This is a genomic window from Acinetobacter sp. (assembly GCF_039596015.1).
Taxonomy (GTDB): domain Bacteria; phylum Pseudomonadota; class Gammaproteobacteria; order Pseudomonadales; family Moraxellaceae; genus Acinetobacter.
Genome location: NZ_JBCNKN010000006.1, coordinates 16,433 through 32,375, shown reverse-complemented (window position 1 = coordinate 32,375; position 15,943 = coordinate 16,433). Strand labels below are relative to the sequence as shown.

At 41.0% G+C, this 15,943-nt stretch carries 16 protein-coding genes; 13 read left to right on the top strand and 3 right to left on the bottom strand.

Annotation, left to right across the window (positions count from 1 at the left end; genetic code table 11):
• Positions 1 to 135: 135 nt before the first annotated feature.
• Complete coding sequence (locus tag ABDV70_RS07920) at positions 136 to 768, bottom strand: LysE family translocator (RefSeq protein WP_343596835.1); 633 nt, start codon at positions 766 to 768, stop codon at positions 136 to 138.
• Between the two features lie 172 nt (positions 769 to 940).
• Here ABDV70_RS07920 and ABDV70_RS07915 point away from each other — a divergent pair, with 172 nt between their 5' ends.
• Both ABDV70_RS07915 and cybC read left to right on the top strand, forming a co-directional pair.
• The gene (locus ABDV70_RS07915) at positions 941 to 1,180 is read left to right on the top strand and encodes a DUF1272 domain-containing protein (RefSeq protein WP_343596834.1); all 240 of its coding nucleotides are present in this window, start codon (positions 941 to 943) and stop codon (positions 1,178 to 1,180) included.
• A gap of 182 nt (positions 1,181 to 1,362) precedes the next feature.
• Entirely contained in the window at positions 1,363 to 1,752 is a 390-nt protein-coding gene (gene cybC, locus ABDV70_RS07910; RefSeq protein WP_343596832.1) for a cytochrome b562, read from the top strand.
• 52 nt (positions 1,753 to 1,804) lie between these two features.
• Here the strand turns inward: cybC and ABDV70_RS07905 are convergent, their stop codons facing one another.
• Positions 1,805 to 3,709: an ATP-binding cassette domain-containing protein gene (locus tag ABDV70_RS07905; protein ID WP_343596830.1), complete on the bottom strand. Its 1,905-nt coding sequence runs from the start codon at positions 3,707 to 3,709 to the stop codon at positions 1,805 to 1,807.
• A 34-nt stretch (positions 3,710 to 3,743) separates the two neighbouring features.
• On the opposite strand from ABDV70_RS07905, the gene ABDV70_RS07900 reads away from it, so the two are divergent.
• The 11 genes from ABDV70_RS07900 to ABDV70_RS07850 all read left to right on the top strand — a co-directional run bounded on the left by ABDV70_RS07900 (position 3,744) and on the right by ABDV70_RS07850 (position 14,166).
• A complete protein-coding gene (locus ABDV70_RS07900) occupies positions 3,744 to 3,989 on the top strand; it encodes a SlyX family protein (RefSeq protein ID WP_343596829.1) in 246 nt (81 codons plus the stop codon).
• Between the two features lie 41 nt (positions 3,990 to 4,030).
• The gene (locus ABDV70_RS07895; protein ID WP_343596828.1) at positions 4,031 to 5,062 is read left to right on the top strand and encodes a hypothetical protein; all 1,032 of its coding nucleotides are present in this window, start codon (positions 4,031 to 4,033) and stop codon (positions 5,060 to 5,062) included.
• 69 nt (positions 5,063 to 5,131) lie between these two features.
• Complete coding sequence (locus ABDV70_RS07890; RefSeq protein ID WP_343596827.1) at positions 5,132 to 5,581, top strand: ammonium transporter; 450 nt, start codon at positions 5,132 to 5,134, stop codon at positions 5,579 to 5,581.
• A gap of 27 nt (positions 5,582 to 5,608) precedes the next feature.
• Positions 5,609 to 8,254, top strand: a complete 2,646-nt coding sequence (gene topA, locus ABDV70_RS07885; RefSeq protein WP_343596826.1) for a type I DNA topoisomerase — start codon at positions 5,609 to 5,611, stop codon at positions 8,252 to 8,254.
• 116 nt (positions 8,255 to 8,370) lie between these two features.
• Positions 8,371 to 9,153 carry an NYN domain-containing protein gene (locus ABDV70_RS07880; RefSeq protein ID WP_343596824.1) on the top strand — a complete coding sequence of 261 codons (783 nt, stop codon included), beginning with the start codon at positions 8,371 to 8,373 and terminating at the stop codon, positions 9,151 to 9,153.
• 6 nt (positions 9,154 to 9,159) lie between these two features.
• Positions 9,160 to 9,936, top strand: a complete 777-nt coding sequence (locus ABDV70_RS07875) for a hypothetical protein (RefSeq protein ID WP_343596822.1) — start codon at positions 9,160 to 9,162, stop codon at positions 9,934 to 9,936.
• 127 nt (positions 9,937 to 10,063) lie between these two features.
• Complete coding sequence (locus tag ABDV70_RS07870) at positions 10,064 to 10,633, top strand: HdeD family acid-resistance protein (protein ID WP_343596820.1); 570 nt, start codon at positions 10,064 to 10,066, stop codon at positions 10,631 to 10,633.
• A gap of 68 nt (positions 10,634 to 10,701) precedes the next feature.
• Positions 10,702 to 12,681, top strand: coding sequence for an ATP-dependent helicase (locus tag ABDV70_RS07865; RefSeq protein WP_343596819.1), 1,980 nt, complete (start codon positions 10,702 to 10,704; stop codon positions 12,679 to 12,681).
• Between the two features lie 57 nt (positions 12,682 to 12,738).
• A complete protein-coding gene (locus tag ABDV70_RS07860; protein WP_343596818.1) occupies positions 12,739 to 12,975 on the top strand; it encodes an RNA-binding protein in 237 nt (78 codons plus the stop codon).
• A gap of 311 nt (positions 12,976 to 13,286) precedes the next feature.
• Positions 13,287 to 13,790, top strand: a complete 504-nt coding sequence (locus ABDV70_RS07855) for a DUF6586 family protein (RefSeq protein WP_343596817.1) — start codon at positions 13,287 to 13,289, stop codon at positions 13,788 to 13,790.
• A 97-nt stretch (positions 13,791 to 13,887) separates the two neighbouring features.
• Positions 13,888 to 14,166, top strand: coding sequence for a hypothetical protein (locus ABDV70_RS07850; RefSeq protein ID WP_343596815.1), 279 nt, complete (start codon positions 13,888 to 13,890; stop codon positions 14,164 to 14,166).
• A 34-nt stretch (positions 14,167 to 14,200) separates the two neighbouring features.
• Here the strand turns inward: ABDV70_RS07850 and ABDV70_RS07845 are convergent, their stop codons facing one another.
• Entirely contained in the window at positions 14,201 to 15,916 is a 1,716-nt protein-coding gene (locus tag ABDV70_RS07845; RefSeq protein ID WP_343596813.1) for a cation:proton antiporter, read from the bottom strand.
• Positions 15,917 to 15,943: the final 27 nt, after the last annotated feature.

Genomic DNA, 15,943 nt, shown 5'->3' with positions numbered 1-15,943 from the left:
AAGTTTTATTGGAATTGTCATCTCTTGTGGTGTTTATAACAGTAGAAATATTCAAATTATTAAAATAATCAAAAAGATGAAGAAGAATGTCGTTCCAAAAATTACTTAAAGAAACGACCTTAATGTTAGATTTGTCTAGCGTTTATGTTCTAAAAGAATACGGATTGCTAATCCTGCAAGAACTGTACCCATAAACCAGCGTTGAATGTTTGCCCAAAAAGGTTTTTTCTGTAAAAACAGTGCAATACTCCCTGCAGAAAGTACAATCAGTGCATTGACAGAAACGCTCACAATAATTTGAATGATGCCTAGTTCAATGGATTGTAGTAAGACGCTGCCTTGTTGTGGATGAATAAATTGTGGCAGCAAAGACAAATACATAATGGCGATTTTGGGGTTAAGTAAGTTGGTCAGAAAACCCATCACAAATAATTTAAAGGGAGAATCTACGGTTAAATTTTTGACATTAAAGATTGGTGCAGCATTGGGACGTAACGCTTTCCATGCCAACCAAAGTAAATAAATCGCGCCTGCTATGCGAATGCTGTCATAAGCGTATGGAACGGCAACAATTAATGCTGTAATCCCAAAAGAAGCACAGAGCATATAAAAGATAAAACCAACAGCAACACCGCCCAAAGAAATAAAACCTGCCATTTTCCCTTGACAAATTGAGCGTGAAATTAGGTAAATCATATTTGGGCCAGGCGTGAGAACCATTGCCAGACAAATTAAGCCGAATGCTAAAACTTGAGAAAGATTTAACATGAGAAAATACCCGAATAGGATGATGTAGATAGATATAGCATAAATTCTGTACTAAAATTTATTCAAATCTGATGAATTGATAAATTAAAAAATAAAAAAGAGTGTTGATTAATATTTATGTTGATCAATACCTGTTTGTTTATAGTAATTTTAAAAAATAAGGATAAATATCATGCTTGAATTGCGTCCAAACTGTGAATGTTGTGATGCAGATTTAGCACCTGATACAGATGCTTTGATTTGTTCGTTTGAATGTACATTTTGTCGAATCTGTAGTGAGCAGATTTTAAATTATATTTGTCCAAATTGTGGTGGTGAATTGGTTAAACGACCTGTGCGTCCAGTAAATAGATTAGAAAAATTTCCTGCCTCAGGACAGCGGGTTTTTAACCCCCAGCTCAAAGAACAATAGGTGAATAAGGCTTTTTGATTTTGTTTATGCAAAAAATGTAAATTTAGGCTCGATTTAATTCAAAGATCAGCTTAAGTTAGACACAGGATAATGGGTTGTCTGTCTATCTCAGTTTATGTGTCTTGGCCATTAAATTTGTGGTTAAGACTACAGTCCCTCATGTTGATGCAAGGAGAGGTATTTTGAAAATCAAGTTCGCAATCGCAAGTGTTTTTGCTTTGGGTCTGGTCATGCAATCGAGTTTTGCAGCAGATTTGGAGCAAGACATGAAAGTATTAGAAAAAAATTATCGAACATTTAAGAAAACCAACAGTCAACAAGAAGCGGTTATGGCTTTGACGACAATGCAGCAGGCAGCATTGGATGCGAAAAAATCTACCCCGAAAAAGTTGGTTGATCAACCTGAAAATAGCCCTCAAGTCCAAGGCTACCGTAAAGGGTTAGATCACCTGGTTTTAGAGCTGAATCAAACGCTTACTTTGGTGAAAGAAGGCAAGTTACAGCAAGCACAAGTGCAAGCGATTCCCGCGATTGATGCAATCAAAAAAGAAAATCATAAGAAATTTCGTTGAGTTCATTTCAAACGATATAAAAAACCACGCCGAGGCGTGGTTTTTTGCGCAATTACGAATTGCTGTTACTCATATTTTCAAGCGTGTCCCAACGCTCTAGTTTTTCTAGAAGTAACTCTTCAATTTCTGAAAGACGTTGACTGGCTTGGGTTGCAGCATCGGCATCAGTGATAAACCATGAACCATCTGCTAATTTTTCTGAAAGTTTGTTTTGTTCAGCTTCTAACTTTTCAATTTCAGCAGGTAATTGTTCAAGTTCACGCTGATCTTTATAGCTAAGTTTAACTTTTTTTACAGCAGGTGCAGTGGCAGCATCGGCTTTTGCTTGGGCTTTTTTGACATCACTTTTTTGATCAACAACGGTTTGATCTGGACGTTGTTGTAAGTAATCCTGATAGCCACCGATATATTCTTCAATATGACCTTTACCATCGAATACCCATGTAGAGGTTACGACGTTATCCATAAAGGCACGGTCATGGCTGATCAAAAGCAATGTGCCTTTATATTCGGCCAGCATTTCTTCTAAAAGCTCAAGTGTGACCATGTCTAAGTCATTGGTTGGTTCATCCATCACAATGAGGTTGGATGGTTTAAGCAATAACTTGGCAAGTAAAACACGGTTGCGTTCACCACCCGACAAGGCTTTGACAGGCGTACGGGCGCGTTCTGGAGAAAATAGGAAGTCTTGCAGGTAGCTATAAATATGACGGCGCTGACCATTTACATCGACAAAATCTGAACCTTCAGAGACGTTCGCCATCACTGATTTTTCAAGTTCAAGCTGATTACGCAATTGATCGAAGTAAGCAACCTCTAGTTGTGTACCGATTTTGACTGAGCCAGTGTGTTCAATTTCACCCAAAATGGCTTTGATGAGTGTGGTTTTTCCGACACCGTTGTCACCAACCAATCCGATACGGTCACCACGCATTACAATGGCTGAGAAGTCTCGGATTAACGGAATATCATTATAAGCCACGCCCAAGCGTTCGATGTCAAACACCAGTTTGCCTGAACGCTGTGCTTCCTGAACGCCCATATTGACTTTGCCTTGTTGGAAACGACGTGCTTTTGATTCTTCACGCAAAGTTTTTAAGGCACGGACACGTCCTTCGTTACGGGTACGACGTGCTTTAATGCCTTGGCGAATCCATGCTTCTTCTTCAGCCAGTTTCTTTTCAAACAAGGCATTTTGTTTTTCTTCGGCTTCAAGTTGTTGCGCTTTTAAATCTAAATAGCGTGAATAGTTTCCTTCAAAACTACGCAAAACTCCTCGGTCAAGTTCAACAATACGAGTCGCCAAGCGATCAACAAAGGCGCGGTCATGCGAAATAAACAGCAAGGTTAAGTTGTTTTGTTCGAGTAAGAATTTTTCAAGCCATTCAATACTTTCGACGTCAAGGTGGTTGGTTGGTTCGTCGAGTAATAAAATGTCAGGTTGATTCAACAAGGCACGTGCCAAGAGCACACGACGTTTACGTCCACCAGATAAATCGGCAAGGTCAGCATTTGGGTCGAGTCCCATTTTACCCAAAATGGTATTCACTTTATTTTCAAGTGACCAACCATCAAGTTGATCAAGTTTGTGCTGTAAGTCACCCATTTGTTCACAGGCATTCATATCGCCCAGAACACAGGCATCGCTTGCAATATGATATTCTTTGAGGACTTGTGCTACTTCTCCTGCACCTTCTGCTACAATGTCTGCGACTTTACCTGAGTCCATGGGTACATCTTGTGCCAACATGGAAATGCTGAGTCCGTTTTGAATTGAAACTTCACCCCGATCAGGCAATAGGCTTCCTTCAATCAGTTTAAGCAGGGTAGATTTGCCTTCACCATTACGCCCAATTAAACAGACCCGTTCGCCACGATCTAGTGTGAAGTTCGCGCCGTCAAGGAGGGCAGGTCCACCAAAGGCAAGCTGGACATCCCTTAAAGTAATATAGGCCATAGAGTTTCCTAAAATCTCAAGTGAGGAGAGTAAAATGACTAAATCTGTTGACCAAAATGATCAAACGTCATTTTCCGCACCCATTGAAGATTTGCAAGTGCGAATTGCATTTTTAGACGATTTAGTTGAACAATTAAATCAGCAAATCGCTGTACAGGGGCAAGAAATTGCAGATTTAAGAAGACAAATGCAGTTTCTTTATCAACGTGTGGATGCTGCCGATTTATCTGAAGGCATTGCTCCGTTCGATCCGTTAACCAATCGACCACCGCATTATTAATGCTTAGGGCTGGTTATTTTGTTATTTAGAAATCGTGTGTTATGAAAAAAACAGTCGTTTTAATTGATTTAGCCTATATCCCACTCTCTACAGCACAATTCAAACAGTTATTTGAACAACATTCGACTGTTTATATCTTTCATCGGCAGAATGACTGCAAGCTGGCGCTGTCAGACCTGACAGCAGTCGCTGAATGGATACAGCAAGGTCGCCTACAGGTATTATCGCTTCCTGTGCTAGAACATGCGCAACAGGAAAATACCGTCTTGGCGGGGCAACTTTTGGCGCAATTAAGCCCTCAGCAAGAACTTTTGATTGTCGCAGATGAAGACACCTTTTTAGATATCCAACAGGTTCTTTTGGCCTGCCAGATTGATTGCCAACGAACAGAGCTGGCAAAGGTTGCAACAACATCACAACGTCCAGAATTAAAAGCATATAAGATGCCAAGCCCAGAGGCGTTTCTGCAAAATCCACAATTGTTATTGATCAAACGCTACTGCCATGCTTTGGATAAAATGGAAGGTAAACCAACGCATTTGGATGCCTTAAAAAATTCATTGGTCAATACCCTGCAAATTCCGCTTGAAGCAACGCCCGCTTTAGTGGGAATGTTAAGCAATTTAAAAATTATTAAATGTCTGGATGATCAGGTCAGTTATCGCAAAAAGATTTTGAAACACTGGGTCAATTTACAGCTTGAACTTGAGCCTCCTGTTGCCATGATTCAGCAGATGTTACAGTCAGTTTTGCCGACATTTGGCGAAGGTGATGCTGCACCTCAAGTGGTATTGACCGATCTGAACGGTTTAATGAAAGTTTTGCAGCAAAAAGGTACTGTCATAAATGCAGTACAACCTGAGGTTTTAGAACCAATTTGTTTGAAAATCACACAGCATTTGGCTGAATTAAAGCAAGAAAGACCGAAAAACTTATTTGAATTACGCGATATGCTGGTCGAACTTTTCCCCGAAGCAGATGTGCAAATTCTATTAAAAAGTCTGTTAGATCAAGGCTATATTCATTGGGACGGTGTTCGTTTGATTTTTAGTCATGAATTGTCTCTACATTAATTTCATACGATAACTTGCGTTTTTATCGCAGCTTATGCAAATCTAATAAAAGAGATTTAGGGTGAAGTTATGGAACATATGGGAATTTGGGTTGCCGTTATCATTATTGTGTTTGTACTCGGTTCAATTTTGGGCCTAAGAGTCAATCCACGTGAAAAGGCGTTGGGAATCCTGCGGGATAAAGCACGGAAAATAGGCTTACACCCACGTTTGATTGCAGCACCCGAATGGACTCAAATTCCGAAGGCCACTGAAACCCGCGCCAGTATGGTGGCGTATTACAGTGTCCTTTTACCCGACGCAAGATTAGCTCTGATGCGTGCTCGAATTAAAGACAATAAATTGGAATTGGTGCAGGGAGATGAAAAATTTAAAGATTATCCCATTGCATTAAAGGGGATTTATGCTATTGATATGCAGGCAAACTGTGTAGGTGTGTATTGGGATGAACATGAAGATCTTCATGCGACCCAACTTGAAGAAATGAAAACATACCTTACATCTCTAGCACAGCTTTAAAATTTTAGATAGGAAACGAATACCATCATGGCGAATGCTCCTCGGTCTAGCTCAAAAACGACTACAGAAAAAGCAACAGGTGTTGCGAATAAACGCGCGCTTGTGATTGTGGAGTCACCTGCTAAAGCGAAAACCATCAATAAATATTTGGGCAATGAATATATCGTAAAATCCTCTGTGGGGCATGTACGTGACTTGCCAACAAGCGGTGGAAATAAATCGACAGAAAAGAAAACCACGACAACACGTGCCAAGTTGACTGAAGAACAAAAACAACAAAAAGCACAGCAGGCGTTGGTGAACCGTATGGGCGTTGACCCTGAACACGGTTGGGATGCGCACTATGAAGTGCTTCCAGGCAAAGAACATGTGGTTGCTGAATTAAAGAAGTTAGCGTCTCAGGTCGATGAAATTTATCTCGCAACGGACTTGGACCGTGAAGGGGAAGCGATTGCATGGCATTTACGTGAAGTCATTGGTGGTGATGAAAGCCGTTATCGCCGTGTGGTGTTTAACGAAATTACTAAAAATGCCATTCAGGAAGCATTTAAGCATCCAACACGTTTAGATATTGACCGTGTCAATGCACAACAGGCACGTCGTTTCCTAGACCGTGTGGTTGGGTTTATGATTTCGCCATTGTTATGGGAAAAAATTGCTCGTGGTCTTTCAGCGGGACGTGTTCAGTCGGTTGCGGTAAAACTGGTCGTTGAACGTGAGCGTGAAATTCGTGCTTTTATTCCAGAAGAATACTGGCAAATTTTTGCAGACACTCAGTCGAAGAAAGATCAAATTCGTCTTGAGGCAGTGAAGCAAGCGGGTAAGACGCTTAAACTCAAAAATAAAGCAGAAACAGATGCTGTGCTTGATGTACTCAAGGCAGCTGAGTTTAAAGTTAATCAACGCGAAGATAAACCAACCAAAGTTAATCCGAGTGCGCCTTATATCACTTCGACGTTACAACAGGCTGCCAGCACGCGTTTAGGTTTTTCTGTGAAAAAAACCATGATGTTGGCGCAGCGTTTGTATGAAGCAGGTTTTATTACCTACATGCGTACAGACTCGACCTTTTTGAGCGATGACGCGGTGAATATGGTACGTACCCATATTGAAAGCCAATATGGTGCAAAATATTTGCCTGCACAGCCAAATCGTTATGGTAATAAAGCTGGTGCACAAGAAGCCCACGAAGCCATTCGTCCATCGAATGTGGCATTGGCTGGGGATCAACTGGTTGGGGTAGAGCGAGACGCACAGCGTTTGTATGACCTCATTTGGCGTCAGTTTGTAGCATGTCAAATGACACCAGCAGAATATTTATCTTCTACATTAAGCGTGCTTGCGGGCGATGTCGAATTAAAAGCCAAAGGGCGAACATTGGTATTTGATGGATTTACCAAAGTCCGTGGTGCAAATAAATCGGATGATGATGTGTTACTGCCTGCAGTAAAAGTGGGCGAGACGCTTAAACTTGAAAAGTTAGACCCAAGTCAGCACTTTACCAAACCACCTGCACGTTTTACCGAAGCATCATTGGTTAAGGAACTTGAAAAACGTGGGATTGGTCGTCCGTCGACGTATGCTGCCATTATTTCAACGATTCAGGAACGTGGCTACGTTAAACTGGAAAACCGTCGTCTGTTTGCCGAAAAGATGGGTGAGATTGTCACAGACCGTCTGGATGAAAGTTTTAACAACTTGATGAACTATGCGTTCACTGCAAACCTCGAAGGTCAGCTTGACCAAGTGGCAACAGGTGAAGAAAACTGGAAAAACCTGCTTGATAATTTCTATGGCGATTTCAAAAAACGCTTGAACACCGCACAGGGTGAAACAGGCATGCGCCGTAATCAGCCGATTGAAGTGCCTGATGTACATTGCCCTGAATGTAGCCGTCCAATGCAAATTCGTACAGGTACAACAGGGGTATTCTTAGGTTGCTCGGGTTATAACCTGCCACCTAAAGAACGTTGTAAAGGTACGCTGAATCTGACTCCTGTTGAGTCGTTGGCAATGTTCTCTGACGATGATGGTGCAGAAACAGCCGACCTAATGTCGAAACATCGTTGTCCAAAATGCGGCACGGCGATGGACAGCTATGTATTGGATGGTCATCGTAAACTTCATATTTGTGGGAATAACCCTGACTGTGATGGCTATGAAGTCGAAGAGGGTGAATTTAAAATCAAAGGCTATGATGGGCCGACGATTCCTTGCGACAAATGTGGCGGTGAGATGCAGTTGAAGACAGGTCGTTTTGGGCCATACTTTGCATGCAGCAGTTGTGATAACACCCGTAAAGTTTTGAAAAATGGGCAGCCTGCGCCGCCGCGTGTTGATCCGATTAAAATGGAACATTTACGCTCGACCAAACATGATGATTTCTTTGTGTTACGTGATGGGGCAGCAGGTTTGTTCTTGGCTGCAAGTAAGTTTCCAAAGATTCGTGAAACTCGTGCGCCTAAGGTTGCCGAACTGCGCAGTGTTGCCGATCAGTTAGATGAAAAGTATCAGTTCTTATTGCAAGCGCCTGATGTTGACCCAGAAGGGAACCCAACAGTCGTTAAATTTAGCCGTAAGAACCAAGCACAGTACGTCGGTTCAGAAACGCCAGAAGGTAAACAGACCAAATGGAGTCAAGTTTACCAAGATGGTAAATGGGTTGAAGGCTAGAATAAAAATTATTGGTGTAATATCAAGATAATTGATTGATCAGATTAGGGCGAATATGATTCGCCCTAATCTATTTATAATATTTAAAAAAAATTAATGACATTAAGGGGGTAACAATGGAAATTAAACCAAAAAAATTAGCAATATTAATTGATGCAGATAATTCTTCTTTAAACTCAATATCTTCTGTGCTTGAAGAGGTTGCAAAATATGGAATTGCCAGTGTTAAGCGAGTCTATGGCGACTGGAGCAATGAAACGCTAAAAAATTGGCGCGACATTTTATTACCCCATGCCATTACACCTGTGCAGCAATTTGCTTATACCAAAGGTAAAGATGCCACAGACATGATTTTGATTATTGATGCGATGGATTTACTCTATAGTAATGCTCTAGATGGGTTTTGTATCGTATCAAGTGATAGCGATTTTACTCCTCTTGCTTCAAGAATTAGAGAAAGTGGTTTAACTGTATATGGTTTTGGTCGCAATAAAACTCCCGAGGCATTTGTAAAAGCCTGTGATAAATTTATTTATGTTGAAAACCTTGAAGCAGAAGAAAAAGATGAAACAAAACAAATGCCACTTGTAAAAACCAAAGAAAATAAGGAGTTAATCAAAAATGATACAGAGGATAAACAGGATAACGGAAAACAATTTCAAATAGATCGGGCAACGTTAAATCTCATTTATAAAGCGGTTAAAGATAATTCTGATGAAAGTGGTTGGGCAAATTTATCGGTTGTGGGGTCTTATCTTACAGCAATAAAACCAGATTTTGACGCTCGTAACTATGGGCGAGCCAAGCTGTCTGGACTGATTAAAATGCTAAATTTATTTGAGACAAAAATAGAAGGAAGCCAAATGTATTTGAAAAAAATTAAGAACAAAGCGAATTAAAACAGAATGAACCAAAATAAAAATTTCTGGAAAAACATCCGAATTCTCTGTCTTCTGATTATTTTACTGATTGTCGCAATCAATGCGTGGCGAGATCAAAATCAGAACTGGAACCAGCCTATTTTTGTGCTTTTACATCCGATTAATGCTGACAGACGTCAGGAAACGGCACAATATATTCAGCAACTGAAGGCCTCAGACTTTGCCGAGGTACAGCAGTTTTTGCAGCAGGAAGCACAAAAGTATCGACATCAGCCGACTTATTTTTATTTAAATCTGGGGCGACAATTACAGGTTTTACCGCCTATTGTTCCTGAACATGCTAGCCTTTTGCAGACTATGTTATGGAGCTTGAAATTCCGTTTTTACGCATGGCGACAGCATCAATCCAATGATCAAGTGGCAACAGCAACTTTATATTTAAATTATTATGATCCTCAATATATCAATACTTTAGTTCATTCAACAGCGTTGGAAAAAGGACGTATTGGTTCAGTCAATCTTTTTGCATCATCCAAACAGGCACAACAAAACAATATTGTTTTGACGCATGAGCTATTACATACATTTGGTGCAACAGATAAATATGATTTGACGACCAGCCAGCCAATTTACCCAATTGGTTATGCAGACCCGCAGCAACAACCACGGTTTCCACAGCATCGGGCAGAAATTATGGCGGGGCATATCGCATTGTCTGAACAGAAAAGCAAAATGGCAGATTCTTTGACCCAAGTGGTGGTCAATGAACCGACTGCGATTGAAATCGGATGGTTAAAATAGTGTGGGTAACTTGAAAGTTATCCACAATTGGACTGTCTAAAGTGGATAACTTTCAGCAATTTTTATACATTGTAAGTAGGGTAAAAGCGCATACTGATAACAGATATTCGATAATAAGAGATAAAAAATGATTACAGTAGGCAATGATTTAGTCCGACATCAACTCCATCATCAACGTAAATGGTATGTGCTTTTTGGCATTTTACTGATCCTGTTTGCTTTCGGTCTATTTGCGTCTTTGCCCTTTGCAACCTTATCCGTTGTAATAATCTTTGGTTCACTCATGATGCTTGGCGGGCTTTTGCATCTGTTTGCAGCCTTTAAATTTTTCGAGGGTTCTGTGCGCTGGCTGTGGGTGTTGTTTGCATTATTTTATTTTATCGCGGGGTATTATGCTTTTCATACCCCAGTGACAACGGCGATTGTTTTAACCAGTTTATTGGCGATATTTCTGATTATTGCTGGTGGCATCCGCATTTTAAATGCAGTGTTATTACGTGCGTTTCAGGGTTGGGGCTGGACATTATTGTCAGGTTTTTTAACCCTATTGGTCGGGATCATGATTTTAACCACACCAGATGCGCCTTTTTGGGTATTAGGTATGTTCTTGGCAATCGATTTGTTATTTCAGGGCATTAACTATTTAAGCTTGGCAGCCGCAATTAACAAGATTCCACCAAGTTCGACAGATGTATAACGAAGTGTTCAGCAATGCTGAGATGAGTTTGTTAAACTAGCAATCTTTGATGACACAATGATATTGGCATGAGTCTTGATACCCTAATTTCTGAATTAAATCCTCAGCAGAAGCAGGCAGCAACAACCACAGCACAAAACTGTCTGGTTTTGGCTGGGGCAGGGTGTGGCAAGACCAAAACCATTGTGGCACGGGCAGCGTATCTTATTGATCAAGGTATTGCGGCCAATCAGATTCAGATTTTAACCTTTACACGTCGGGCTGCCAGTGAAATTGTGACCCGTGTGGAGCAATATTTAGGGGCAACAGCACACGGTTTGCGTGCATCGACCTTTCATACTTTTTGTATGTATTTGCTACGTCGAAATCCTCAGGCATTTGGACTAACACAATTTAGTATTATTGATCGAGATGATCAGTTGATGATATTTCGACTACTTCGGGGAAAAGGCCGTGACAGTATTTTGCCCAAAGCAGCGCAACTGTGCGATCTATATTCATTTGCTCGAAATACACAAGCCAAACTTTCAGATGCCCTGATTCAGCTTTTGCCTGAAGCTTTGCAATATAAAGCTGAAATTGCAGAGATTATGCGTCAGTATGAACAGCGAAAGCGGGAGCGAAATTATCTCGACTATGACGATATTCTGGCAACTGTTGCTGGACATTTACAGCAGTCACCTGAGCTGGTCGATTGGGTCAGTCGTCTATGTTCGGTAATGTTAGTGGATGAAATGCAGGACACCAATCCTTTACAATGGTCGTTACTTGAACCTTTGCTTGGGCGAGTTTCGTTGTTTTGTGTGGGGGATGATGCCCAGTCGATTTATGGTTTTCGCGGGGCAGATTTTGAAAATATCCATCACTTTAAAAGCCGAGTGCCCGATGCCCAAGTTTTGACGTTACAAGAAAACTATCGCTCTACGCAGGAAATTCTGGATTTATCGAACTGGTTATTACGCAGCAGCCCCATTGACTATGATAAGCAACTAATCGCATATCGGGGAATGGGACTAAAACCTAAACTGCGTATTTTCCCGAACGAGTTTGAAGAAGCCAACTGGATTGCACAAGATTTACAACAACGTCATCAGCAGGATGTTGCATGGAACGCACACATGGTTTTGGTGCGTTCTTCTTATGCTGCACGGCATCTAGAAAGTGCTTTTATTAAAAGTACCATTCCATATCGGTTTATTGGTGGCACGAAGTTGCTTGAGTCTGCCCATGTCAAAGACTTACTCAGCCTATTACGGATTTCATCTAACCCTCAAGATGATCTTGCATGGATGCGGTTTTTAACCTTGTGGAATGGGGTTGGTGATGTCGGTGCAAGTCGTTTAACCGCAGAACTCACAGGTTTGGAAAATTTAGATGCACGTTGCGAGCGCCTAGAAAGACATGGCAAAGTTTCTTCCAAAGCCATTCTCATTTTAAAACAACTTTCGGTGTTACAACATGAAGTGCAAGCCTGTATTGGCTTGGCGATAGATGCTTTAACTGAACAATTGGCGCAAAATTATCAAAATCAAGATTGGACGCGTCGCGTGAAAGATTTTGATTTGGTGAAACAACTGGCACAAAAGCATGGTGGCTTGGGCGAATTTCTCGAAGAATATGTTCTTGAACCAATTTCAATTTCAGAAGTTGAACGAGCCAAAGATCAGGATGTGGTTACGCTGATTACCGTTCATTCTGCAAAAGGAACAGAACAACAGGTCTGTTATGTCCCGCACCTTACCGTAAACCAGTACCCACACGCACGGGCACAAGGCGACTTTGATGCCGTAGAAGAAGAACGACGAGTGCTTTATGTGGCATTAACACGGGCAAAAAACGAATTAATTTTAACCAAGCAGGACTTAAATAGTTGGGCATATGACCAAACCGATGAGCTAGGGCGTAAAATTAGCAGTTATTTCTTCAATAATTTACCTGCACCTTTGGTCGATGTTGAAATGCACAAACGTGTGCCGATGACATCACAGACAGGCTTTGCCCAGAAAAAAGCACCTGTCCGCATTACATTTGGTTTAGATTTTGATTAAGTATTCGATGATGCAATATCATCATCCAATTCACTATATTTATATAAAGGGTTATACATGAAAATTTTAGTTCGCAATCTCGAGCGTTCAATCAATGAAGCTGAACTTACAGAACTGTTTAAACCATACGGTGCAGTTGAATCTTGTGTGGTTGTGATGGATCAGGACACTGGTAAATCAAAAGGTTTTGGTTTTGTTGAAATGACTAATCCACGCGAAGCAATTAAGGCAATTAAAGGCTTAAATACATTGAAAGTCAAAGGTATAGGAATCCGCGTGAAAGCAGCAGAATAAGCAGTATATTCATAAGATTGGGAGTATTTTCTCCCTTTTTTTATGTGATGGATTTATTTGAGAGATACTTATTACTTACATGGTTTGATGATTTTATAAGATGGAAGAGCGCTATTAAAAGAAAGAAAAATCGTGTGCTTGAATATTGGATTTGAGAGATTGGTAATATTTGTCTCATTCACAGACCATAAAATAATGGCAAAATGCAAAATAGATTAAATTGAAATGGATTATGACGAAATATTGTTGTGCAGAATATCCAATAAAGTTTAATCTTAACGTAGTGGAAAACTGAATATTAGGGAAAAGATATGTCTCGTGTTGCGCGTTATCATGCTGATCGTACAAACCAAAAATTGTATTTTGCACGTTTGGCATGCCTGCAAGCAGAACAAATCGAACATGTTCAACAAGCGCAAGCATATCGTGAGGCAGCAGTCTTTCATTTGCATGGTGCGATATTGGCATTTTTACAAGAATTGGTTCGTTACTACCGCCTGACTGACTTTCAACCTACCTTTAAATCCATTGAAGAACATATGGCGAATAAAGGGCAAGTTTCACCTGAAGTGGTGGTCATGCAACAACTGGCAAAAGATGGTTTTATTGCTGAACTCAAACATGCCTATCGTATGTGTCAATATGCACCTGAACCAGCAGCCTCGACACCAGAGCAGGAAACCTCTTCAAACCTGATTATTAAAGTGACACAAGGGCCTCAGTCATGGTTGCCCGATGTTAAAATTTTGAGAGAATGGCATCGTGAATTGAGCCAGTTGATTGATGGCTTTCGTAATGAAATGGTAGAGTTTTAAGACCAGATACAAAACATTGCTTGAAATTTTGCATTGAAATACCGATATAAGATAATCTAAATATAAGCATTTTGTGCTTGTCATCTGTGGAGGTCTTATGTCTATACAGCAGTTAAAAGAGTTATTCGGAAGCCAAGAGGCAACCCTTGAACTGGTGCAACTTGAAAATGGGGACTTGGCTCTACGAAATGCGGCTTCTACAAAAGCACCTTTGGTCACCATTCAGTTTAATGAAGAAGTTCGTACATTGCTTGGTGAAAATACAGCATTGGTTGCCCAACAAATGGTTCAGGCTGCACTGCTTGGTTTGTTAGAAAAACAAGCACATGAATGGCATGCCGAAGTCGTTGATGAGCAACCTCAATACTTTAGCTAATTTAGGAAACGTACAGTAATGTACGTTTTTTTTGTTAATGTGAAGGCTGATGTGCCAATTCGATTTGATTTAAAATATGTTGGCTCATATTTTTAGCCATCTCTTCTTTGGCATAAAAGACCTCACCAATATTTTCTGCACGAATCACTTCCGCCTCTTCTTTACTTTCGGCACAAACGAGAACCTGCACCTTCGGATTTAACTGCGTTGCGATGTCGACAATACGATGAATGTCTAAAATATCCATTGGCGATAAAATTAACATCCGTGCATGCATGATATGTGCCTGAATCAGAACACTTGGTTCTGTTGCAAAACCACTGACCGCTGCAATGCCTTTTTCACGTAAATTTTCTACAATTTCACGGTTTTCTTCGGCAATCACGACTTTAATATTTTGTGTCATGAGTGAAGTGGTAATTCTTCGGCCAACTTCACCATATCCCACCATCACGACCTGATCACGTAAATAATCCTGATCGACTTCATCAGGCAGCATAGCGAGAGGGTCACCGCTACGTTCAAGTAACCGTGCTAAATGAGAGCGTTCACGAATCCAGCGTTGGACAGGTTCAATCGCTGAAAATACAAAAGAGTTCAGGGTAATTGAAAATAAGGCACCCGCCAAAATGAGGTTTTGTGCCTCTGTGGTAAGGAGTCCTAAAGAGATTCCAAGTGTGGCTAAAATGAAAGAAAATTCTCCAATTTGTGCCAGACTAGCACCAACCGTCAGCGCTGTATTGATTGGGTAGCGGAAGAACAAAACCAGCGCCATTGCAGCCAGTGTTTTACCAAGCATAATGATGGCAACAACTGCAAGAATATGCCAAGGTTGCTCAACCAAAATGCGCGGGTCAAAGAGCATCCCAACCGAAACAAAAAATAAGATTGAAAAGACTTCACGTAAAGGCAAAGTTTCTTCTTCAGCCCGATGGCTAAAGTCTGACTCTTTGACGACCATGCCTGCAAAAAAGGCTCCGAGTGCCATCGAAACGCCAAAAATTGCATACGAACCATAAGCAATTGAAACAGCACAGGCGACAACCGTAAGTGTAAAGAGTTCTCGTGACCCTAAACGTGCAACAAACTGCATAATTAAAGGAACCAGACGTTTTCCAATAATCAGCATAAAGGCAATGAAGCCGACTACTTTAAGTAAAGTGAGTCCTAGTGTGAGCCAAAGATTAACGGGTGCTGCATGACCATGTTCTGGCACTTTTCCACCAAGCAAGACAGCCGTTGCTGGGAGGATGACTAAGCCTAAAACCATGACCAGATCTTCAACCAAAAGCCAACCAACAGCAATTTTACCGTTCACCGAGTCGAGTAACCCACGGTCACCTAAGGCTTTTAATAGCACAACGGTACTTGCGCAGGATAGGCTTAGACCAAAAACCAGTGCCGATCCAAAAGACCATCCCCAAAATATCGCGACACTTAACCCCAGTAAAGTTGCGGCTGCAATTTGTAAAATTGCTCCGGGTACTGCAATCCGTCGAACTTGTAATAAATCATTTAAGGAAAAGTGCATCCCAACGCCAAACATCAGGAACATCACCCCAAGTTCAGCAAGTTGATTGGCCAGTTGCATATCTGCAACAATACCAGGTGTATTGGGGCTAATGATAATGCCAGCAATTAAATAACCAACCAGAGGAGGGAGGCGTAAGCGAGCAGCAATATAGCCAAAAAATAATGCTATCCCAAATCCAACAGCTAAAAGAACAATGAGGTCAACATTATGTGGCACGTAGGCATTCCTTAATTAGGCAGAAGT

Coding starts and splice junctions, on each gene's coding strand:
- ABDV70_RS07920 (WP_343596835.1), bottom strand. CDS start 768: ATGTTAAATCTTTCTCAAGTTTTAGCATTCGGCTTAATTTGTCTGGCA.
- ABDV70_RS07915 (WP_343596834.1), top strand. CDS start 941: ATGCTTGAATTGCGTCCAAACTGTGAATGTTGTGATGCAGATTTAGCA.
- ABDV70_RS07905 (WP_343596830.1), bottom strand. CDS start 3,709: ATGGCCTATATTACTTTAAGGGATGTCCAGCTTGCCTTTGGTGGACCT.
- ABDV70_RS07900 (WP_343596829.1), top strand. CDS start 3,744: ATGACTAAATCTGTTGACCAAAATGATCAAACGTCATTTTCCGCACCC.
- ABDV70_RS07895 (WP_343596828.1), top strand. CDS start 4,031: ATGAAAAAAACAGTCGTTTTAATTGATTTAGCCTATATCCCACTCTCT.
- ABDV70_RS07890 (WP_343596827.1), top strand. CDS start 5,132: ATGGAACATATGGGAATTTGGGTTGCCGTTATCATTATTGTGTTTGTA.
- topA (WP_343596826.1), top strand. CDS start 5,609: ATGGCGAATGCTCCTCGGTCTAGCTCAAAAACGACTACAGAAAAAGCA.
- ABDV70_RS07880 (WP_343596824.1), top strand. CDS start 8,371: ATGGAAATTAAACCAAAAAAATTAGCAATATTAATTGATGCAGATAAT.
- ABDV70_RS07875 (WP_343596822.1), top strand. CDS start 9,160: ATGAACCAAAATAAAAATTTCTGGAAAAACATCCGAATTCTCTGTCTT.
- ABDV70_RS07870 (WP_343596820.1), top strand. CDS start 10,064: ATGATTACAGTAGGCAATGATTTAGTCCGACATCAACTCCATCATCAA.
- ABDV70_RS07865 (WP_343596819.1), top strand. CDS start 10,702: ATGAGTCTTGATACCCTAATTTCTGAATTAAATCCTCAGCAGAAGCAG.
- ABDV70_RS07860 (WP_343596818.1), top strand. CDS start 12,739: ATGAAAATTTTAGTTCGCAATCTCGAGCGTTCAATCAATGAAGCTGAA.
- ABDV70_RS07855 (WP_343596817.1), top strand. CDS start 13,287: ATGTCTCGTGTTGCGCGTTATCATGCTGATCGTACAAACCAAAAATTG.
- ABDV70_RS07850 (WP_343596815.1), top strand. CDS start 13,888: ATGTCTATACAGCAGTTAAAAGAGTTATTCGGAAGCCAAGAGGCAACC.